Origin of the sequence: Streptomyces sp. NPDC059917 (assembly GCF_042730635.1) — a bacterium.
GTDB lineage: Bacteria > Actinomycetota > Actinomycetes > Streptomycetales > Streptomycetaceae > Streptomyces.
Genome location: NZ_JBHWLC010000059.1, coordinates 35,099 through 54,853, shown reverse-complemented (window position 1 = coordinate 54,853; position 19,755 = coordinate 35,099). Strand labels below are relative to the sequence as shown.

The 19,755-nt window shown below is 73.4% G+C and carries 16 protein-coding genes and 1 tRNA gene; 8 read left to right on the top strand and 9 right to left on the bottom strand.

Annotation, left to right across the window (positions count from 1 at the left end; all coding sequences use genetic code 11):
* Nucleotides 1-158 precede the first annotated feature (158 nt).
* On the top strand, nucleotides 159-1,163 hold the full coding sequence (locus tag ACFWAR_RS28745) for a zinc-binding dehydrogenase (RefSeq protein ID WP_385783072.1): 1,005 nt from the start codon (nucleotides 159-161) through the stop codon (nucleotides 1,161-1,163).
* A 60-nt stretch (nucleotides 1,164-1,223) separates the two neighbouring features.
* Here ACFWAR_RS28745 and ACFWAR_RS28740 read toward each other — a convergent pair whose 3' ends face one another.
* On the bottom strand, nucleotides 1,224-2,369 hold the full coding sequence (locus ACFWAR_RS28740; protein ID WP_385783069.1) for an XdhC family protein: 1,146 nt from the start codon (nucleotides 2,367-2,369) through the stop codon (nucleotides 1,224-1,226).
* A 234-nt stretch (nucleotides 2,370-2,603) separates the two neighbouring features.
* Here ACFWAR_RS28740 and ACFWAR_RS28735 point away from each other — a divergent pair.
* A tRNA-Arg gene (locus ACFWAR_RS28735) sits at nucleotides 2,604-2,676 on the top strand.
* 55 nt (nucleotides 2,677-2,731) lie between these two features.
* On the opposite strand, the gene ACFWAR_RS28730 is transcribed toward ACFWAR_RS28735, so the two are convergent.
* From ACFWAR_RS28730 to ACFWAR_RS28700, 7 genes are all read right to left on the bottom strand, one after another.
* Nucleotides 2,732-3,985, bottom strand: coding sequence for an ATP-binding protein (locus tag ACFWAR_RS28730; protein WP_385783066.1), 1,254 nt, complete (start codon nucleotides 3,983-3,985; stop codon nucleotides 2,732-2,734).
* On the bottom strand, nucleotides 3,982-4,728 hold the full coding sequence (locus ACFWAR_RS28725) for a hypothetical protein (protein WP_385783063.1): 747 nt from the start codon (nucleotides 4,726-4,728) through the stop codon (nucleotides 3,982-3,984). Before ACFWAR_RS28725 ends, ACFWAR_RS28730 begins: the two co-directional genes overlap by 4 nt.
* Nucleotides 4,725-5,393 (bottom strand): sortase domain-bontaining protein, encoded by a 669-nt coding sequence (locus tag ACFWAR_RS28720; RefSeq protein WP_385783061.1) that lies wholly within the window; start codon nucleotides 5,391-5,393, stop codon nucleotides 4,725-4,727. The genes ACFWAR_RS28725 and ACFWAR_RS28720 overlap by 4 nt, the downstream gene beginning before the upstream one ends.
* A gap of 66 nt (nucleotides 5,394-5,459) precedes the next feature.
* On the bottom strand, nucleotides 5,460-5,765 hold the full coding sequence (locus ACFWAR_RS28715; protein ID WP_385783058.1) for a hypothetical protein: 306 nt from the start codon (nucleotides 5,763-5,765) through the stop codon (nucleotides 5,460-5,462).
* 278 nt (nucleotides 5,766-6,043) lie between these two features.
* Nucleotides 6,044-6,247, bottom strand: coding sequence for a hypothetical protein (locus ACFWAR_RS28710; RefSeq protein WP_385783055.1), 204 nt, complete (start codon nucleotides 6,245-6,247; stop codon nucleotides 6,044-6,046).
* Nucleotides 6,248-6,369: 122 nt separating this feature from the next.
* A complete protein-coding gene (locus ACFWAR_RS28705; protein WP_385783052.1) occupies nucleotides 6,370-8,319 on the bottom strand; it encodes an MFS transporter in 1,950 nt (649 codons plus the stop codon).
* A gap of 74 nt (nucleotides 8,320-8,393) precedes the next feature.
* Nucleotides 8,394-11,000 carry a hypothetical protein gene (locus ACFWAR_RS28700; protein WP_385783049.1) on the bottom strand — a complete coding sequence of 869 codons (2,607 nt, stop codon included), beginning with the start codon at nucleotides 10,998-11,000 and terminating at the stop codon, nucleotides 8,394-8,396.
* Between the two features lie 345 nt (nucleotides 11,001-11,345).
* On the opposite strand from ACFWAR_RS28700, the gene ACFWAR_RS28695 reads away from it, so the two are divergent.
* The 3 genes from ACFWAR_RS28695 to ACFWAR_RS28685 all read left to right on the top strand — a co-directional run bounded on the left by ACFWAR_RS28695 (nucleotide 11,346) and on the right by ACFWAR_RS28685 (nucleotide 13,801).
* Nucleotides 11,346-12,092, top strand: coding sequence for a GPP34 family phosphoprotein (locus ACFWAR_RS28695; RefSeq protein WP_385783046.1), 747 nt, complete (start codon nucleotides 11,346-11,348; stop codon nucleotides 12,090-12,092).
* Nucleotides 12,093-12,495: 403 nt separating this feature from the next.
* Complete coding sequence (locus tag ACFWAR_RS28690; protein WP_385783043.1) at nucleotides 12,496-13,380, top strand: helix-turn-helix domain-containing protein; 885 nt, start codon at nucleotides 12,496-12,498, stop codon at nucleotides 13,378-13,380.
* 208 nt (nucleotides 13,381-13,588) lie between these two features.
* Nucleotides 13,589-13,801 (top strand): DUF397 domain-containing protein, encoded by a 213-nt coding sequence (locus ACFWAR_RS28685; RefSeq protein WP_354380417.1) that lies wholly within the window; start codon nucleotides 13,589-13,591, stop codon nucleotides 13,799-13,801.
* 196 nt (nucleotides 13,802-13,997) lie between these two features.
* On the opposite strand, the gene ACFWAR_RS28680 is transcribed toward ACFWAR_RS28685, so the two are convergent.
* A complete protein-coding gene (locus tag ACFWAR_RS28680; RefSeq protein WP_385783040.1) occupies nucleotides 13,998-14,840 on the bottom strand; it encodes a hypothetical protein in 843 nt (280 codons plus the stop codon).
* A 128-nt stretch (nucleotides 14,841-14,968) separates the two neighbouring features.
* Between ACFWAR_RS28680 and ACFWAR_RS28675 the strand changes: the two genes are divergently transcribed.
* From ACFWAR_RS28675 to ACFWAR_RS28665, 3 genes are all read left to right on the top strand, one after another.
* Entirely contained in the window at nucleotides 14,969-16,150 is a 1,182-nt protein-coding gene (locus ACFWAR_RS28675; RefSeq protein WP_385783037.1) for a PLP-dependent aminotransferase family protein, read from the top strand.
* 159 nt (nucleotides 16,151-16,309) lie between these two features.
* Entirely contained in the window at nucleotides 16,310-17,092 is a 783-nt protein-coding gene (locus tag ACFWAR_RS28670) for an SDR family oxidoreductase (RefSeq protein ID WP_385783034.1), read from the top strand.
* 52 nt (nucleotides 17,093-17,144) lie between these two features.
* Entirely contained in the window at nucleotides 17,145-19,742 is a 2,598-nt protein-coding gene (locus ACFWAR_RS28665) for a bifunctional FO biosynthesis protein CofGH (RefSeq protein ID WP_385783031.1), read from the top strand.
* Nucleotides 19,743-19,755 lie beyond the last annotated feature (13 nt).

Genomic DNA, 19,755 nt, shown 5'->3' with positions numbered 1-19,755 from the left:
GGTCGGGACCTCCTCCCGACCGGGCCGCGCCCCGCGGAACACGGTCCGGCCCCTCGGCCCGGCCCCTCCCGACCTCCGGCCCCCTCTCCGGTCTCCGGCGCGCGGCGACAGTGGAAGCGCGGGAGGAGGACGGGAGCGAACGAGAGGGAGGGAGCCGGATGAAGGCCTTCGTGCTGCGCCGGACGGGCGAGGTGGCGGTCATCGCCAAGAGCGTTCCGGAGCCGGGGCCCCGGGAGGCGGTCGTACGGATCACGGCGGCCCTCCTGTGCGCCTCGGACGTGCGCGGCGCGCGCCGCGGCCTGCCCGCCGGACCCGACACGACGCTGGGCCACGAGGCCGTCGGCGTCGTGCACGCCCTCGGGCCCGGGGCCACCGGGCTGTACGTCGGCCAGCGCGTCGCCGTCGGCGGCGGCGGCCCGCATTCCGTGAGCGACGGCAGCCTCGCCGAATACGTCCTGGTCCCGTGCCCGGCGGGCCACCCGAACGCCCCGAACGCCCCGGGCACTCCCGGCACCCCGCAGCCCCCGCAGGCCACACCGGCCCGGGAGACCCTCACCCCGGTCCCGGACGCGGTCAGCGACCACCAGGCCCTCTACGCGACGGGCCCCCTCTCCGGCGGCTTCGCGGCCGCCGAGCGCGCGGAGCTGCGCCGGGGGCGTCCGGTGGCGGTGCTCGGCCAGGGCGCGGTGGGACTCAGCACGACCATCGCCGCACGGCTGCGCGGCGCGGGCCCGATCATCGCGGTGGAGTCCGGGATCCGGCGGCAGAAGCTGGCCCTGCGCTTCGGTGCGGACGTGGTCGTGGACCCCGCCTACGAGGACACGGCCCGGCGGATCATGGAGCTGACCGGCGGGACCGGTGTGGACGTCGCGATCGAGGCGGTCGGGGCGGACGCCCGCCCCGGCGCGGCGGACACGGCCCGGCGGATCGTGTCCCGGGGCGGCCGGGTCGTGCACGCCGGCTGCGCGGCGGACACCGGGTCCGAGGGCGCCCGTACCGGTCGGATCCTGCGGCTGATCGAGAGCGGGCGGATCGAACCGACCGCGATGACCACGCACGCCTTCTCCTTCGACCGGGTCGGGCGGGCCTACGAACTGCTCGCCGGGCGCGCGGACGGGATCATCAAGCCGCTGATCGTCTTCCCGTCCCCCGGAGCCGGGTAGTCCGTTCCCGGCCCGGTCCCCCGGCCCGATCGCCCCGGCCCGTTCCCTTCCCGGCCCGCTTCAGGCGATCCGGGCCACCGGGGCGGTCGCGGCGGCGTCGTGGTGGATCGGGGTGTGCGCGCCCGTCAGCGAACGCCCGCTGCCGCCGCGTCGGCTGGCGACGATCTCGGCGGCGATGGACAGGGCCGTCTCCTCGGGGGAACGGGCGCCCAGGTCGAGGCCGATGGGCGAGCGCAGCCGCGCCAGCTCCAGCTCGGTGACGCCGACCTCGCGCAGCCGGGCGTTGCGGTCCTCGTGCGTGCGCCGCGATCCCATCGCGCCGACGTAGGCCACCGGGAGCCTCAGGGCCAGTTCGAGCAGCGGGACGTCGAACTTGGCGTCGTGCGTCAGCACGCACAGGACGGTACGGGCGTCCACCGAGGTGTCCGCCAAGTACCGGTGCGGCCAGTCGACCACGATCTCGTCGGCCTCAGGGAAACGATTCTTCGTCGCGAACACGGGCCGCGCGTCGCACACCGTCACCTCGTACCCGAGGAACTTGCCCACCCTCACCAGCGCGGCGGCGAAGTCGATGGCACCGAAGACGATCATCCGCGGCGGCGGCACGCTCGACTCCACCAGCAGCCGCACCGGCCGTCCGCAGCGGGCCCCCTCCGCGCCGATCTCCACGGCACCGGTCCGACCCCCGTCGAGCATCGCCCGGGCCTCGGCCGCCGCGGTCGCGTCCAGCCCCGGATGGCCGCCGAGCGTCCCCTCGTACGCACCGTCCGCGTGCACGAGCAACGGGCGGCCCAGCAGCTCGGCGGGCCCCTCGGCGATCCGGGCGACGGCCGCCGCCCCACCCCGCGCGGCCACGGCGAGCGCGGCCTCGAAGACGGCGCGGGCCGGGGAGTCCACGAGGACCGGGGTGACCAGGATGTCGATGGTTCCGCCGCAGGTCAGACCCACGGCGAAGGCGTCGTCGTCGCTGTACCCGAAGCGTTCCCGGACGGTTTCGCCGTCTTCGAGCGCCTGCCGGCACAGCTCGTACACCGCGCCCTCCACGCACCCGCCGGAGACCGAACCGATCGCGGTGCCCCCGCTGTCGACGGCAAGGGCCGCCCCGGGCTGCCGGGGCGCGCTGCCGCCGACCGCCACGACCGTGGCGACGGCGAAATCGCGCCCCTGCCCGACCCACCGGTGCAGCTCGTCGGCGATGTCCAGCATGCTCGATCTCCGCTCTGCCTCCGCGGTCGGCGGCCCGCGGCCACGGGAAGGGCCAGGTCGCCCCCCACTTTCCGACAACTCCCCCGATCGCGCGAGCGGATGCCCGCCTTCCCCCACGACTTCGCCACTTCCGGCCGACCGCCCGCGGGGGCGCCTTCCCCCCGGCCCGGGCACGGCAGCAATCCGTGCGAACACTCCCAGCACGATCCGCTAGGCTGTCGCCGACGGGCCCCTGCCTTCGTAGCTCAGGGGATAGAGCACGGCTCTCCTAAAGCCGGTGTCGCAGGTTCGAATCCTGCCGAGGGCACGCGAGACACGTAGGACGAAGACCCCCCGACCGCGGTCGGGGGGTCTTCGTCGTGTCAGGGGTTCGGCGGCGATGAGGGTGGCGGGGTCAGGGTGAAGCGGGCCTCGGCGCCGCCTTCGGGGCGGTTCGTGAAGGTCAGGGCGGCGGACAGGGCGCGGGCCTGGCCCTCGGCGATGGTCAGGCCCAGGCCGTGGCCCTTGTTCATGCCCTCCGTGCGGAACCGCTGCGGTCCGCTCGTCAGCAGGTAGTCCGGGAAGCCGGGCCCCGCGTCCGTCACCGTCACCGTGGCGGCGTCCACCGTGACCGTCACCGGGGCCGCCCCGTGTTTGTGGGCGTTGGCGATCAGGTTGCCCAGGATGCGTTCCACCCGGCGGTGGTCCGTCTCGACCACGCGGGAGGACAGCACGGTCAGCCGCGTGTCGGTGCCCGAGGCCCGGATCGTACGGGCCGCCAGCTCGGCGAGGTCGTAGGAGTCCAGCTCGGGGCGTTCGCTGCGGGTGTCCAACCGCGATATCTCCAGCAGGTCCTCGGTCAGGGCGCGCATGGCCTGCACCCGGTCCCGCACGAGCTCGGCGGGACGGCCCGGCGGCAGGAGTTCGGCGGCGGCGTTGAGCCCGGTCAGCGGGGTGCGCAGTTCGTGCGCGACATCGGCGGTGAAGCGGCGTTCCGCTTCGAGCTTGCGCTGGAGGGACGCCGCCATGATGTCCAGCGCGTCGGACACGGCGGCCACCTCGTCCCGGGCCCGCGCCGAATCGTCGACCCGGGCGTCCAGGTCGCCCGCGCTGATCCGGCGGGCGACCTGGGCGGTCTGGTGGAGCCGTCGGGTGATGCGGGTGACGCCGACGGCGCCGATGAGGAGGGTGCCGCCGATGGCGAGGACCGACGAGCCGAGGATGGCCCGGTCCAGGTCGGCGATGGTCTGTTCGCTGGCGCTGTAGTCGACGGCGGCGGCGATCACGCCGTCCCGGTCGGCGGGTCCGGCCGCCCACATGACCCGCTTGTTGCGCAGTTCGCCGACGCGGGTGCCGCGCCGCCCGGTCGCCGCGTACGCGCGCAGCTCCGCGGGCAGGGCCTTCGGGTCGATGCCCTCGCCGCGCGGGGTGCGTGTGCCGGCCTCGTACCCCTGCGTGATCCGGTCGAGCCGGTCCAGGGCCTTCTCGCGGGCGGCGCCGATGGTCTGGTTGGTCATGGCGCTGTGGACGAGCCCGCCGAGGAGGGCGGCGAGGCCGCAGCACATGAGGGTGATGAAGACCGCCGCCTTCCAGGTCAGCGTCGCCGTCCAGGCCGGGAGGCGGATCCGGTGCCTCATCGGCGGGACTCCCGGTCCGGGCGGATGATCTCCGTCAGGCGCGGCAGCAGGGCCTGCCGGCTCGGGCACCAGCTCCACACCTCGCGCTTCTCCGTGCCCGGCGCGCCCTCGTGGGTACGGACGATCACGTCCCGTTCGGCCAGCTCGATGCTGACGGCGCGCTCGTAGGTGTTCATGATCCTCAGGACCCGGCCGTCCCGGCAGGCGTAGATGCGGATGTTCAGGACGTCCGGCGACACCCCGAGGCCGAGGATCAGCTCGTCCTCGCCGTTCCCCGTCAGATCACGGTAGTGCGCCGAGTGCAGCGGACACCCGGCAGCCCCCGGCTGCTCGCAGTCGCCCAGCTCCTCGAGGAGGCGGTCGCGCTCGGCCGGGTCCCCGCGGCGGCCCGGTTCGGACAGCAGGTCGGCCGTGACCAGCTCCATCGGGTCCACCGCGTGCATGCCCCCCTCGCCGTCCGCGAAGCCGGGCACGGCGACGCCGACCGGGCGGTCGCCCGCGTCCGCCGCGTCCGCGTCCGGCTCGGCGGGCGGGCGCTCGGGCCACAGCCGGTACGGACCCTGCGCACGCGCCGCGGGCCGCCCGCGCTCGCCCACCACGTCCTGCGCCGTGCCGCAGCCCGCCAGGACCGGGGCCAGGGCCGTGACGGGCAGGGCGAGGAGGGCGAGCGCGGCGGCCGCGCGCCGGGGGCGCGGGATACGGCGGGGGGTCGGGGCGGCCGGGTCCCCGGCGGTCGTGCTCACGCCACGAGGTCGCCGTAGAAGATGACGTTGTTGGTGCGGTGGCCGTCCTCGATCTCGCCGCCGCAGGTCAGCAGGCGCAGCTCGGGGCGGGTCGTGTCGCCGTAGACCTTGTCCGTCGGGAAGTCCTTCTTGTCGACGTCCTCGATCTCGCGGATCTTGAACTTCGCGGTCTTCCCGTCCTCGCGCGGCACCTCGATCAGGTCGCCGAGCTTGATCTTCTTGACGTCCTTCATCAGCGCCGGGCCGTACTTCGTGTCGAAGTGCGCGACGAGCACGGAGACGCCCCGCTCGCCCGGGGTCGCCCCGGCCGCCCACCACCCGGGCACATCGGCCTCGGTCCCGGCGTCGGGAACGCCCAGCTCGCCCGACGCGTCCACCGCGAGGTCCACCATCTTCTTCGCGTCCACCCCGGCCGCGTCGATCTTCATCCCGGTGGGTCGGGACCTCGGCAGTGCGTGCGCCGCGTTCGAGGCGGGCTCGACGGCGGCGGCCGCCGTGCTGCCGACCTTCGGGTCCGGGGCCGGCCGGGCGCCGGTCCCGGCCCCGCAGGCCGCCAGCGCCCCCGTGGCGGCGAACGCCACGGCGGTGGTGAGGACGACCCGGCGGCTGCGGGAGCGGGAGCGGCTGCGGGAGCGGGTGTGGGCGTGGGCGTGCGTGGGGGTCATCGGGGTACTCCGGGCGGGGACAAGGACGGGGCGGTACGGGGGGTACGGGCGGTACGGGGGGCGGGGTCAGCGGCTGGAGCGGCCGCGGCGGAGCATCGCGAAGCCGAGGCCCGCGGCGCCGACGGCGGCCGTGCCCGCGCTGCCGGCGATCAGCGTGGTGCTGCTGCTCGCCACGCCGACGCCCTCGGCCCCGGCCCGTACCGGACCCTTCGGCGCCTTCGGCGTGAGCGTCGTCGTGACCGTGGGCTGCGGGGCCGGGGCGGCGGGTCCCGTGGGGGCCGGGGCCTCGGCGGCGAGGGCGGCGCCCACCGGGAGGGCCAGGGCGGTCAGGGCACCGGCGGCGACGGCGGCGGTACGGAAGGTGGCGCGCATGAGTGGTTCCCCTCGTCGGCGTCGCCCGTGGTCTCACGGTCCCGCGGTGTCGCGGTCCGCCGGATCTCCTGGCGACACGAGAGACGTTACGAGGGTCATGTTTTGGTAATCCCTCGGCAAGGTAACAGTTCGCCGGACGCGTGACCGCGAAGGCGTTAAGGCCCGCGGCGGGTCATTCCCGAGGACTGCTGAACCGGCCCCCGCCTAGCCCTTGAGGACGAGAAAGTCCCCCCGACCGACGGCCGGGAGGACTTCCGAGCGCGATCACGGTCCCTCCGTCAGCTGAGGCCCCGGCTGCGCTCTCCGATGCGGTCGCCCTGCGGGGTTCCCGACCTCTTCAGGGCCGCCTTCGTGTGCGCTCCGCCCTTCACCTTGCTCCGCAGTTCACCTTCGTAGCCGTGCCCCGGCCCCTTCGGCGCCCGGGACATCTCCAGCGCCTTGGCGACCGCCGCACGGTAATCCTGCTTCTGCTCTTCGCTCATCCCGCCGTCAACTCCCTCGGGGGGCATTCCATCGACCTACCGGCCAATCGGACCTATGGGGATCGTATGCAGATATGAGGATGAACGCACCCGGGCGACGGCCCCGCACGGCCGGCGGCCGACTACGGCAGCTCGGGCGTCCCGACGACCGTGCGGACCAGCTCCTCCGGGCAGGGCGTGCCGCGCGGCAGCTGGTACTTCGCCGCCACCCGGTACTCCCCCGGCGCCGGGACCAGCAGCTCGGTCCACACGTCGCCCGCGTCGTCCGGCTCCGCCTTGAAGAGGCAGCCGGAGGTGTTCGCGTACTCCCTCGGCGCCTTCACCGCGCCCTTGGCGGTCGCCGCGCCCCGCGCCTTCGAGGCATCGGTCTCCTGCGGCGGCTCGACCGGCTTGCCGGCGGCGTCGACCAGGCCCAGCCAGGGCGAGTGGGGGATCCGTACCAGCACCCGGCCGGGCTGGCGCACGTCGACGACCAGCTGGTCCGCGCCCGCGCGGACCACCGTCGCCGGGCCGGAGACCAGCGCGGTCGGCGCGTCGACCTTGAAGAGCTGCCAGTTCGCGTCGCCCCACACCTGCTGGAGGTAGGGCAGGCCCGCGCGCACCAGCTTCGCCTCGGCCTCGCCGCCGTTGTCGGGCTTGTCGGCGGGCAGCACCACGTAGTGCACGGCCCAGCGCTCCAGCCAGGTCCGGTACGTGTCGGCGGTGAGCGTGTCGTCGTAGAAGACCGGGTTGCGCTCCAGGTCGGCCTGCCGGTTCCAGCCGCGGGCGAGGTTCACGTACGAGGGGATCGCCGAGGACTCACGGTGGCTGCTGACCGGGACCACCTCGACCCGGCCGCGGTCCGCGCCCGCCTTCTGCAGCTGGTCGATCAGCGGGGCCAGCTCGCGGTTCCAGGAGGCCACGGGCGTGGTGCGGACGATGTCCATCACGCTGTTCGTGCCGATCCAGACGCTCACCCCGACGACGGCCAGCACCAGCGCGCACCAGCGGCGCGAGCGCGGGAGGGCGTGCGGGATCGCCGCGACCAGGACGGCTCCGGCGAAGAGCATGGCGAGCCGGGTGACGTTCGAGCCGATCTGGGAATCGATGGCCCAGGTGAGGAAGACCCCGAAGGCGTAGACGGCCGCGGCGATCCGCACCGTCGTCCACTCCTTCGGTACGAGGACCGCCGCCAGCACCCCGAACAGGAACGGCAGCCAGGCCGATCCGAACCCCATCGGCTGCGTCCCGGAGAAGGGGAAAAGCCACGCGGAGAGCCCGACGACGGCCACCGGGGGCAGCCCGATGGCGTACGCGCCCGGGCGCCGCCCGCTCAGGAACAGGGCGGCCGCGATCACCCCGAGGAAGAGCCCCGCCACCGGGCTGGACGCGGTCGCGAGGGCCGCCAGCACCGCGGCGACGGACGCCTTGGCCCAGCGCCGCTCGGCCCATTTGCGCGGCCAGCAGAAGGCCGCGGCGACCGCGCCGAGCGCGAAGAGGACCCCGAGCCCGAAGGTCACCCGGCCGGAGACCGCGTTGCAGAACAGCCCGAACAGCCCGGCGAGCGCGGGCCACAACGGATGCCGCACGGCGCCCCGGCAGCGGGTCAGGACCAGCGCGAGGAGACCGGCGGAGACGGTCCCGGCGATCATCATCGTGGTGCGGACGCCGAGGACGTGCATGAGGTACGGCGAGACCACGCTGTAGGACACCGGGTGCATGCCGCCGTACCAGGCGAGGTTGTACGCGGAGTCCGGGTGGCGGCCGACGAACTCGGCCCAGGCGTCCTGGGCGGCGAGGTCGCCGCCGCTGTTCGCGAAGCTGAAGAACCAGGCGACGTGGACGAGGGCCGCGAGGGCGGTCGTCACGCCGATCGGGTGCCGGTGGCCGAAGGCGACCGCGGCGCGGCAGCGGATCCCGAGCCGACGCCGGAGCCCGGGTCGGCCCGGGTCCCGCTCCGGACCCGGGCCGCCCGGTATCCCGGGCTCCCCGGGGTCGCCCGCGGCGCCACCGTCGTCCCGGTGGCGGTCGCCGTCCCGCGTCCGCGGCTCGCGGCCCTGCTCAGCGGTGGTCACTGCCGTACTCCCCAACATCCGTCCCGGTGCCAAGACGCGACCCGGCGCCCCGGGGTTGCCCGGAGCGCCGTCGGCCCGTCGCGCACCTGCTGTCAGCCGACGCGCGTCAGCTTGCTGCCGAGGCCCGGCGCGGCCAGCTCGCGCTGGAGCGCCACCGGCACCTTGACCTGGCTCGCGCCCTCGCCGACGGTCAGCACGCCCACCTGGGTGCCCGCCTTCGCCGTCTCCGGCAGCTTCGTACCGCCGTCACCCAGCTTGACGGTGACCGTGAGTCCCGACCACCCGACGGCCTGGACGTCCGCGGTCGCGACGACCGGCGTCCGACCGCCGAGCCCGTCGTCGACGTACCCGACGACATCGCCCTTCTTCACGACCGTCGCTCCCTGGAGCGACTTCTGGGTCCCGATCAGCAGCTTCCGGCTGGCGTCGACCACCGTGTCGATGATCGGCGGCTTGTGCTGGCCGAGGACGGCCCCGACGATCAGCTGGTTGGTGTTGCCGACCTTCTTCTGCGCGGCGAAGAGCAGGTTTCCGCCCGCCTTGGTCGTCGTACCGGTCTTGATGCCGAGCGAGTCGTTGTAGGGAACCAGCCGGTTCCAGTTGGGCCACGTCTTGCCGGAGGGGTCGACCCAGCTCGGCTTCTTCGTGATGTCGAGCAGCGCGTCCATCTCGACGAGCTTGAGACCCAGCTTGACCTGGTCCTCGGCGGTGCTGACCGTGGTCGCGTCCAGACCCGAGGGGTCCGTGTACGTCGTGTTGGTCATGCCGAGTTCCTTGGCGGTGGCGTTCATCTTCGCGACGAACGCCTCCTGGCTGCCCGAGTCCCAGCGGGCCAGGAGCCGCGCGATGTTGTTGGCCGAGGGGATCATCAGGGCCGCGATCGCGTCGTACTCCGAGATCTTCTGACCCTCCTGGACCGTGTCGAGGGTCGACTCGTTGTCCGTGGAGTTGTTCTTCTTGCCCTCGGTCTCGGCCGTCTTGTCGATGTCGATCATCTGACCCTTTTCCCCCTTCTTGAAGGGGTGGTCGCGCATGATGATGTACGCCGTCATCGACTTGGTGACGCTCGCGATCGGTACGGGCTTCATCTCGCCGGACGAGCCGAGCGTGCCGAGACCCGCGGCGGCCATGTAGGCCTGCCCGTCGGTGGGCCAGGGCAGGTCGGGCTTGCCGCCCTCGAAGGCGTACGAGGTCTTCGCCGTCATCTTCAGCGCCGGGGCGGGCAGCGGGCGCACCAGCTGGACGATGCCGAGGACGACCAGCAGCAGGACGAGCAGCGGGGCGTAGATCTTGACCCGGCGCACGGTGGTGCGCATCGGGCTGGGCGGCGGGGGCGGGTTGTTCGTCAGCTCGGCGAGCAGGTCGAGCGGCGGCCGGGGCGGGAGCGGCTGCTGCGTCGTCCGCTCGGAGCCGGTGTGGGTGACGGGCGGCTTGGGGGCCGTGGCGGCCGCGGGCCCCGCGGGCGGCTTCGGCGCCGGGGGCGGGGTCGCCTTGACCGGCGCCTTGGGCTCCGCCTTGGGCGCGCCCTCGCCGCGCAGCGGCACGAAGGTGCTGGGCCGCTGGCCGGGCTTGTCGCCCGCCTTGTCGCTGCCCTTGTCTCCGGCGCCGGACTTGGTGGTCGACGGGCCGGTGCCGGTGGTCCGGCCCGTGGCGTCGGCCGGGGCCGCGTCCGGGCGGACGGCGCGGAAGACGGCCGTGCGCTCGCTGTCGCTCGGAGCCTCGGGCTCGGGCTTCGCCTGCGGCTTGGCCTGCGACTTGGCATCCGGCTTCGCGTCGGACTTCGCGTCCGGCTTCGCATCCGGGCGGACGGCACGGAAGACGGCCGTGCGCTCGCTGTCGGCGGCGGCAGCCGGAGCCTTCGCGGTCGGCTTCTCGGTCGGCTCGGCGACGTCCGGCTTCGCGGGAGCCTTCGCCTCGGGCTTCGCCTCCGGCTTAGCATCCGGCTTCGCGTCCGGGCGGACGGCACGGAAGACGGCCGTGCGCTCGCTGTCGGCGGTAGCGGGAGCCTTCGCGGTCGGCTTCTCGGTCGGCTCGGCGGCGTCCGGCTTCGCGGGAGCCTTCGCCTCGGGCTTCGCCTCCGGCTCGGCATCCGGCTTCGCGTCGGACTTCGCATCCGGCTTCGCATCCGGGCGGACCGCACGGAAGACGGCCGTGCGCTCGCTGTCGGCGGCGGCGGCCGGAGCCTTCGCGGTCGGCTCGGCGGCGGAAGGCGACGGGAGGCGGGGGTCCGGGCGGGAAGCGGAATCCTTCTTCGGGGAGTTTCCACCGATGCCGGGATTACGGCGGAAGGCCTCGAACACCGGCGGCGCCTCCTCCGCGGGAGCCGGAGCAGCGGCCTTCTCGGAATCCTTGACGGGCATCCGGAACACCGAGGTGCGCTCGGGGTCAGCGGCTTCGTCCGAGGAAGCGGAATCCTCGGGAGCAGCCCGCTCGGCGCCCTTGGCCGGGGTCGGCTCCGACGCGGCCGGAGCCTCGTCAGGCGCGTCCGCCGACGCCGAAGCGGAATCCTGATCGGCGTCCGGTTCCGGGTCCTCGTCGGCTTCCGGTGCCGGGTCCTCGGCGCGGGCCGAAGGGGAGTCCGTACGGGCGACCTCGGGCGCCTCGGCCTCGACCGCTTCCGGCGCGCCCCCGTCCGCATCCGCATCCGCGTCCGCGTCGACCGCGTCGCCATCCGCAGCCGGTTCGTCGGATGTGGCCACCCATGCCGCAACCGCGGCGCGCAGGGGATCGTCCTTCCCTTCGGGAGCGGCCTCCGGATCCCGGGGGCGGAACACCGACAGGCGAGGGTCGGATTCCGCCGCCCCCGCGCCTTGCTTTACCGACTTGTCGGGGGACTCGCCCGCCACCAGTTCCTCCTCGATCGACGTCCGGCCGCTACCCGGACCGCTGTCCGAACCGTCTAACAGTGTCCCGTCTAGGGGGCATCGCCCCCGTGCTAGACGAGTACGACATACTTGCCGGTTCCCCCACAAAGCGACCAGGCACTCTCGACAGATGAATGTGAGAGGGGTCACCCTGTCACTCATCCACGCGGGGAGGCATGGATGGGCAGGAGCCGCAGAACAATTCCGGAGGAGCTTCTGCTGCTCGCTTTGGACCCGGCAACGGGCACCACGGCGCAGCCGCAGTCGCTCGACCTCGGCCTGGCCGGGGCACAGCTAGTGGAGCTGGCTCTGGCAGGACGGATAGCCCCAGACGGGGATCGTATCGCCGTGGTGATGCCACGGCCGACAGGAGATCCGACCTTGGACTCCGCACTGGAACTGCTGCGCCGTCGCGGCAGTCCGGTTCGGGCTGTCCACTGGATCGGCGGACCCCGACTGGGGCTCCGCCAGGTGTACCTCGCTCACCTGGAGCGTTGCGGCATGGTGCATGCCGTCGCGGGCCAGATGTGCGGAGTTCTGCCGACGACTCGCTACCAAGCGACCGACACGGCAATCAGCCGGGAGATCCGTGCCCGGCTGGACAGTGCGATCCGCACCGGTGTACCGCCGGACCCGCGGACCGCGGCGCTCGCCGCGCTGGCCCACGCGGTCGGACTCGGCAAGCACCTCTACCCCGGCAATGAGGGGCGTTCGTCCAGGTCCCGCCTGCGGGACCTGATTCGACACGACCCCATGGGCGGCCTCGTGGCACACGCCGTGATGGACGTTCAGAACGGTGTGGCCGCACAGCCGCGCCGCGACCGTGCTCCGGCACCGGCTTCGCAGCCGACCGCGCGCGGGGTGGCGACCAGCGTTCCGCTGCAACCGCGCCGCACGGGCGCGATGGCCCGCGCCGCCGCGCACTGATCCACCGCGCCACCAGAACGACCGCACCAACGCAGCACGCACGAACGCGTCACCGGTACACCCCACCGGACGGCGCGCGACGCACGACGAACGCCACGGCCGCCACCGGCATCCCCCAAGGACCCGGTGCGGACACCGCCAGCGCGCGGGGTGGCGAGGCCGGTCCACCGGCCCCGCCACCCCGCGCGCCTGCGTTCCCGGGCACCACAGGGCCCCCGGGCACCACCGGGCCCACCGGCCCCGCCCGGCGCCGCTGCACCACCAGGCGTACCGCGCCCCGGGTCCCGCGGAACCGTTCCGGCCCGTTCCCCAGCGAGGCCGCGCCCTTCGATGGCAGTCTGCTCATCATCAGACACGCAGAGAGACAGTAAGCAAACAGCAAGCAAGCGGAGGTGCCGTAATCGTGGCGTCCAATGTCAACCCCACCGTCCGACGCCGCCGATTGGGCATGGAGCTGCGCAAGCTCCGTGAGGACAAGGGCATGACGGCCGAACAGGTCGCCGAACGCCTGCTCGTTTCCCAGTCCAAGATCAGTCGGCTCGAGAACGGCCGTCGCTCCATCAGCCAGCGCGACGTCCGCGACCTGTGCGACGTCTACGAGGTCGAGGACCGCCGGCTCGTCGACTCCCTGATGCAGATGGCCAAGGACTCCCGCCAACAGGGCTGGTGGCACGCCTTCGGCGACATCCCCTACAGCGTCTACATCGGCCTGGAGACGGACGCGGCCAGCCTGCGGACCTACGAGCCCCAGGTGGTCCCGGGGCTGCTCCAGACGCCGGAGTACGCCCAGGCGTTGATCCGCGGCGCGCTGCCGGAGACCGCGCCGGTCGACATCGAGAAGCGCGTACAGGTGCGGATGCACCGCCAGAAGCGGCTCTCGGAGACCGACAACAGCAACGTCGACGTCGGTCCGCTGCGCCTGTGGGCGGTCATCGACGAGGCCGCCCTGCGCCGGCGCGTGGGCGACGGGCAATTGATGGTCCGGCAGCTGGAGTACTTGATAGAGCAGTCGGAACAGCCGTACGTCACCGTCCAGGTGATGCCCTTCTCCATGGGCGCGCACCCCGGCGTGAACGGCCAGTACGCCATTCTGGAATTCCCCGACGCCTCCGACTCGACGGTCGTGTACATCGAGGGCGTCACGAGCGATTTGTACCTGGAGAAGGCGAATGACGTCCAGAAGTACAGCGTGATGTACGAGCACTTGCGCGCCCAGGCACTGAATGTGGACCAGACGCGGGAGTTCATCTCCGACATCATCAACGACCACGCGGGCAAGCATCGGTAAAAGTGGAGCAAACCGGGCAGGTGGCGCTGGGCGCCGGTACGGTACACCGTCACCACCCGGCCACGGAAGACCTGGCCTGAATATGCCATCCGGACGGGTGAATGGCCCCTTCACCCGTCGGGCGGTGCCGGTAGCGTCGATCACGTCAGCCAGGAACAGGAAATTGGCTGGCGTCAATTCGGAACGACTCGCTGAACCGGAGAAAAACATGGCTATTCGACTGGGCGCCACGGAAAACTGGACGAAGTCCTCGTACTCCGGCGGCAACGGTGCGTGCGTCGAAGTCAAGTCCCCCGTCACCGAGGCCATCGCGGTCCGCGACTCGAAGGTGCAGGACGGTCCGTCCATCGCCTTCGCGCCGGGTTCCTGGACCTCGTTCGTCAACGAGGTCAACGAAGGCCGGCTGGGACAGCTCGTCTGAGCATCGCGACGAGCTCCCCGACCGACCTGCCCGCACCACCGGCAGCAGGACCGGCAAGACCCGCAGGACCCGCAGTACTGACTGGAGCCCTCTCGACTGGCCCGCCGTCCCGGCCGAGGGGGCTCGGCCATGCCCGCACCCCCGGCCCCGGCGGCGCGGACGGCCGGGGCGGGGGCCACGACCACGACACCGCCCCCTAGCGGAGCTGGTCGACGTACCGGTCCGTCCCCGGCACGGTCGGGACGAACGGCGCCACCAGCTCCACCTTCCCGCCCAGCCCCGCCGCCGCGACCTCCGCGTCCAGCCCCTGGAAGCGGTCCCAGCAGGTGCGCGGATCGGCCTCCAGGAACCACAGCAGCGTCAGCCGGGTGTCGACCCCCTCGACCTGCTTGACGTACGTCATCCGGTCGCCCGGCAGGGGGGTCGGCCGGAAGACCGTCACCATCGCGGCGGGCGAGCCGTGCAGCCGTTGCGGCAGGTGCCGCGAGCGCAGCCACTCCAGCAGCCGCGCCCGCTGCTCCGGGCCCTCCGCGTCGACGACCTGGAGGACGAGCCCGGCGTACGGGTGGTCCATCGCGTGGTAGTCCCGGGGCCCGGCGGCCCCGTCGCGGTAGACGGTCGCCTCGTGGTCCTGGAAGGCGGTGAAGACGTGCGTGCGGTCCTGGTAGACGCGCCCGTCCCGGTTCAGCCGCTTGTTGATGCCGACGGTCCACTTCATGTGCTCGTCGTAGCGGCCCTCGGTCACCCAGTACGTCGAGAGGTAGCAGCCCGCGGTCACCGGCTGGGCGACGGCCGACTTCTCCGGGTAGCGCAGCTCCTGGAGTTCGCGGGTGGCCACCCAGCGGCGCCCGGCGAACATCCACGGCATGGCCATGGCCCCCGCGTAGTAGTGGTCGTCCTCGTACCAGCGGTTGTACGCGAACTCGTGGCCCGGGTGCGGCTCGACCATGGTGATGAGCGCGTGGCCCGGGTGGACGCCGTAGGGGCCGACCGACGCGAGCGCGGCGTAGTCGTCGGGGCGGGTGTCTTCTGTCGTCATGGCACCGGTCTAGCTGATGATTCATCAGATGTGGAGTGGTGGGAGGGAGTTCAGCCCGTGGACAGGTGGGTGTCATATGCATCTTCCGCCGCTACGCTGCGCCCATCCGCCTCCCGAAGGAGTCCTCCGTGCCCGCATCCCCGCCCCCCTTCGCCGCACGGGCCGTCTCGACCGCGGGCTCGCCCGTGCGCGAGATCCTCGCCCTCACCGAGCGGCCCGGCGTGATCAACTTCGCGGGCGGGCTGCCGGCGCCGGAGCTCTTCGACACCGAGGGCCTGCGGGCCGCCTACGACGCCGCCTTCACCACCTCGGCCGCCCGGGCCCTGCAGTACTCGACCACCGAGGGCGCCCCCGAACTGCGCGCCGCCGTCGCCGCCCGGGCGAGCGCGCGCGGGCTCCCGACCGGGCCGGACGACGTGCTGGTCACCACCGGCTCCCAGCAGGCCCTCGCGCTCGTCACGGCCGCGCTGGTGGAGCCGGGGGACACGGTCCTGGTCGAGAACCCGACCTACCTGGCGGCCCTCCAGTGCTTCCAGCTGGCCGGGGCCCGCGTGGTGGCCGTGACCTGCGACGCGGACGGGATCGTGCCGGAGGCGCTGGAGGAGGCCGTGCGGCGGGAGCGGCCGAAGCTGCTGTACACCGTGCCCACCTTCCAGAACCCGACCGGCCGCACCCTGCCCGCCGCCCGCCGGGCCGCCGTGGCCGAGATCGCCGAGCGGCTCGGGACGTGGCTGGTCGAGGACGACCCGTACGGCGAACTCCGCTACGAGGGGGCGGAGATCCCCTGGCTGGCCGCGCATCCGCGGGCGCGGGACCGTACGGCGCTGCTCGGCAGCTTCTCCAAGGTCATGGCGCCCGGGCTGCGGCTCGGCTGGCTCCGGGCCCCGGCCGCGCTGCGGCGGGCCGCGGTGGTGGCGAAGCAGGCCAGCGACCTGCACACCTCGACGGTGGACCAGCTGGCGGCGGCGCACTACCTCGCCGCCAACGACCTGGACGCGCACGTGGGCGCGGTCCGGCGGGCCTACCGCGAGCGGCGGGACGCACTGCTCGCGGGGCTGCCGGGCGCGCTGCCCGCGGGGTCGCGATGGAACCGGCCGGAGGGCGGCATGTTCGTCTGGGCGCGGCTGCCGCAGGGGTACGACGCGGGGGCGCTGCTGAAGGTCGCGGTGGAGCACGACGTGGCGTACGTGCCGGGGGCCGCCTTCTTCACCGGCCCTGCGGACCCGCGCACCCTGCGCCTGTCGTTCACGACCCACACCCCCGCCGAGATAGCCGAAGGCCTGACCCGCTTGTCGACCGCCCTGTCCTGACCGGACCCCCTCGCGGCCCCACCTCGAACCCCGTCGGCGTTCGAGGCGCCCCCGGAGGGCGGACGACCCGGCCGGACCCAAGGGCTTCACACTCCGCCCCCACCCCCGTAGCCTGACGCCCCGTCAGATCCACGAGCCCTCGCCCCGCCAGGAGCCCGCATGCTGCTGCAAGGCAAGACCGTCATCGTCTCCGGCGTCGGCGCCGGACTGGGCCACCAGGTCGCCGCCACCGTCGTGCGCGACGGCGGCAACGCCGTCCTCGGCGCCCGTACCGAGGCCAACCTGGCCAAGTCCGCCGCCGAGATCGACCCCGACGGCACGCACACCGCCCACCTCCCCACCGACATCACCGACGAGGCGCAGTGCGCCGCCCTCGCCGCCCTCGCACAGGACCGTTTCGGCCGGATCGACGCGGTCGTGCACGTCGCCGCCTGGGACTCCTACTTCGGCGGCCTCCAGGACGCCGACTTCGGCACCTGGCAGCAGATCCTCGACGTCAACCTCCTCGGCACCCTGCGGATGACCCGCGCCTGCCTGCCCGCGCTCAAGGCCAACGGCGGGGCCGTCGTCATCATCGGCACGCAGTCCGCCGTGGCCGCCCCCTCCGAGGTCCAGCAGGCCGCGTACGCCGCCTCCAAGGGCGCGCTGACCTCCGCCATGTACTCGATGGCCCGCGAGCTCGGCCCGGACCGGATCCGGGTCAACACCGTCCTGCCGGGCTGGATGTGGGGCCCGCCCGTGCAGGCCTTCGTGACCTTCAGCGCGCATTCCGAGAACGTTCCGGAGGAGGAGGTGCTGGCGCGCCTCACCCAGCGGATGGCGCTGCCCGAACTGGCCACCGACGGCGACGTCGCGGACGCCGTGGCCTTCCTCGCCTCCGACCGCGCCCGGGCGATAACCGGCCAGTCGCTGCTGGTCAACGCCGGTGAGCTGATGCGATGAGGCCCGTCACAGCAGCCCTCGCACCCGGTTCCTCGGATCGTATGCTCACGCCATGAGCACTCCGAGCACCGCTCCGACCGACAACTCCATGCGCCGCGCCCTCAAGCGGGCGCGCGACGGCGTCGCGCTGGACGCGGCCGAGGCGGCCGTTCTGCTCCAGGCCCGCGGCGAGGCCCTGAGGGACCTCGCCGCCTCCGCCGCCCGGGTCCGGGACGCCGGGCTCGCCGCCGCGGGCCGCCCCGGGGTCATCACGTACTCCCGCAAGGTCTTCATCCCCCTCACCCGGCTCTGCCGCGACAAGTGCCACTACTGCACCTTCGTCACGGTCCCCGGCAAGCTGCGCCGCGCGGGCCACGGCCTGTACCTCTCCCCCGACGAGGTGCTCGACATCGCCCGCGAGGGCGCCGCGATGGGGTGCAAGGAGGCGCTCTTCACGCTCGGCGACCGACCCGAGGACCGCTGGCCGGAGGCCCGCGAGTGGCTCGACGCGCACGGCTACGACGACACGCTCGCCTACGTCCGGGCGATGGCGATCCGGGTGCTGGAGGAGACGGGCCTGCTCCCGCACCTCAACCCCGGCGTGCTGACCTGGTCCGACCTCCAGCGCCTCAAGCCCGTCGCGCCCTCGATGGGCATGATGCTGGAGACCACCGCGATCCGGCTGTGGTCGGAGCCGGGCGGCCCGCACCACGGCTCCCCCGACAAGGAGCCGGCCGTGCGGCTGCGCGTCCTGGAGGACGCGGGCCGCTCCAACGTCCCCTTCACCACCGGGGTGCTGATCGGCATCGGCGAGTCGTACGAGGAGCGCGCGGACGCGTTCTTCGAGCTGCGCCGGATCCAGCGGGCCTACCACGGCATCCAGGAGGTCATCGTCCAGAACTTCCGCGCCAAGCCGGACACCGCGATGCGCGCGATGCCCGACGCGGAGCTGGAGGAGCTGGCCGCCGCCGTCGCGGTGGCCCGGCACGTCCTGGGCCCGGCCGCCCGGATCCAGGCCCCGCCGAACCTGGTGGACGCCGAGTACGCCCTGATCATCGGCGCCGGCATCGACGACTGGGGCGGGGTCTCCCCGCTCACCCCCGACCACGTGAACCCGGAACGGCCCTGGCCGCACGTCGAGGAGCTGGCCGCGCGGACCGCCGCCGCCGGCTTCGAGCTGCGCGAACGCCTGACCATCTACCCGGAGTTCCTCCGGCGCGGCGAGCCCTGGCTGGACCCCCGGCTGCTGCCGCACGTGCGCGCGCTGGCCGACGGGGAGACCGGGCTCGCGGACGAGCACGCGCGGGTCGAGGGGCGGCCGTGGCAGGAGCCCGACGAGGGGTTCACCGGCACCGGCCGCACCGATCTGCACGCCACCATCGACACCGAGGGCCGCACCTCCGACCGGCGGGACGACTTCGACCACGTCTACGGCGACTGGGAGGCGCTGCGCGAGGCCGCGGCCCCCGGCATGGCCGCGGACCCGGGCAGCGGCGACCCCGAGCGGCTGGACACCGAGGTCCGCGCGGCCCTCGCGCAGGCCGCCGACGACCCGACGCGGCTCAGCGACGACCAGGCCCTCGCCCTGCTGCACGCGGACGGCCCGGCCCTGGACGCGCTCTGCCGGATCGCCGACGACCTGCGCAAATCCGTGGTGGGCGACGAGGTGACGTACATCGTCACGCGCAACATCAACTTCACCAACGTCTGTTACACCGGCTGCCGCTTCTGCGCCTTCGCCCAGCGCCGCACCGACGCCGACGCCTACACCCTCTCCCTCGACCAGGTCGCCGACCGGGCCGCGCAGGCGTGGGACGTGGGCGCGGTCGAGGTGTGCATGCAGGGCGGCATCCACCCGGACCTGCCCGGGACCGCGTACTTCGACATCGCGCGCGCGGTGAAGGCGCGCGTCCCCGGCATGCACGTGCACGCCTTCTCCCCGATGGAGGTCGTCAACGGCGCGACCCGCACCGGGATGTCGGTCCGCGACTGGCTGACGGCGGCCAAGGAGGCCGGGCTGGACTCGATCCCGGGGACGGCGGCGGAGATCCTGGACGACGAGGTCCGCTGGGTGCTCACCAAGGGCAAGCTGCCCACCGCCGACTGGATCGACGTCGTCACCACCGCGCACGAGCTGGGCATCCGCTCCTCGTCGACCATGATGTACGGGCACGTGGACCAGCCGCGGCACTGGCTCGGCCACCTGCGCACCCTGGCCCGGATCCAGCAGCAAACCGGCGGTTTCACGGAGTTCGTGACGCTGCCCTTCATCCACACCAACGCGCCCGTCTACCTGGCGGGCATCGCCCGGCCCGGGCCGACGGACCGCGACAACCGGGCGGTGATCGCGATGGCCCGGCTGCTGCTCCACCCGCACATCACCAACATCCAGACCAGCTGGGTCAAGCTCGGTGCGGCGGGCGCCGCCGAGATGCTGCGCTCGGGGGCGAACGACCTGGGCGGGACCCTGATGGAGGAGACCATCTCCCGGATGGCGGGCTCGGGCTACGGCTCGTACAAGTCGATCCGGGACCTGGTCGCGATCGCGGAGGCCGCCGGGCGGCCGGCCCGGGCCCGTACGACCCTGTACGGCGAGGTGCCCGAGGAGCGCCTGCGCGCGGCGCACGCCTCGGACGGGCACCTGCCCGAGCTGCTGCCGGTCCTGGAGTAGGCGGGGTTCGCCG

What these genes read in the sequence shown, in the direction of transcription:
- ACFWAR_RS28715 (WP_385783058.1), bottom strand. Translation starts at nt 5,765, where the DNA reads ATGCGCGCCACCTTCCGTACCGCCGCCGTCGCCGCCGGTGCCCTGACC.
- ACFWAR_RS28730 (WP_385783066.1), bottom strand. Translation starts at nt 3,985, where the DNA reads ATGAGGCACCGGATCCGCCTCCCGGCCTGGACGGCGACGCTGACCTGG.
- ACFWAR_RS28720 (WP_385783061.1), bottom strand. Translation starts at nt 5,393, where the DNA reads ATGACCCCCACGCACGCCCACGCCCACACCCGCTCCCGCAGCCGCTCC.
- ACFWAR_RS28740 (WP_385783069.1), bottom strand. Translation starts at nt 2,369, where the DNA reads ATGCTGGACATCGCCGACGAGCTGCACCGGTGGGTCGGGCAGGGGCGC.
- ACFWAR_RS28745 (WP_385783072.1), top strand. Translation starts at nt 159, where the DNA reads ATGAAGGCCTTCGTGCTGCGCCGGACGGGCGAGGTGGCGGTCATCGCC.
- ACFWAR_RS28695 (WP_385783046.1), top strand. Translation starts at nt 11,346, where the DNA reads ATGGGCAGGAGCCGCAGAACAATTCCGGAGGAGCTTCTGCTGCTCGCT.
- ACFWAR_RS28710 (WP_385783055.1), bottom strand. Translation starts at nt 6,247, where the DNA reads ATGAGCGAAGAGCAGAAGCAGGATTACCGTGCGGCGGTCGCCAAGGCG.
- ACFWAR_RS28705 (WP_385783052.1), bottom strand. Translation starts at nt 8,319, where the DNA reads ATGTTGGGGAGTACGGCAGTGACCACCGCTGAGCAGGGCCGCGAGCCG.
- ACFWAR_RS28670 (WP_385783034.1), top strand. Translation starts at nt 16,310, where the DNA reads ATGCTGCTGCAAGGCAAGACCGTCATCGTCTCCGGCGTCGGCGCCGGA.
- ACFWAR_RS28685 (WP_354380417.1), top strand. Translation starts at nt 13,589, where the DNA reads ATGGCTATTCGACTGGGCGCCACGGAAAACTGGACGAAGTCCTCGTAC.
- ACFWAR_RS28665 (WP_385783031.1), top strand. Translation starts at nt 17,145, where the DNA reads ATGAGCACTCCGAGCACCGCTCCGACCGACAACTCCATGCGCCGCGCC.
- ACFWAR_RS28680 (WP_385783040.1), bottom strand. Translation starts at nt 14,840, where the DNA reads ATGACGACAGAAGACACCCGCCCCGACGACTACGCCGCGCTCGCGTCG.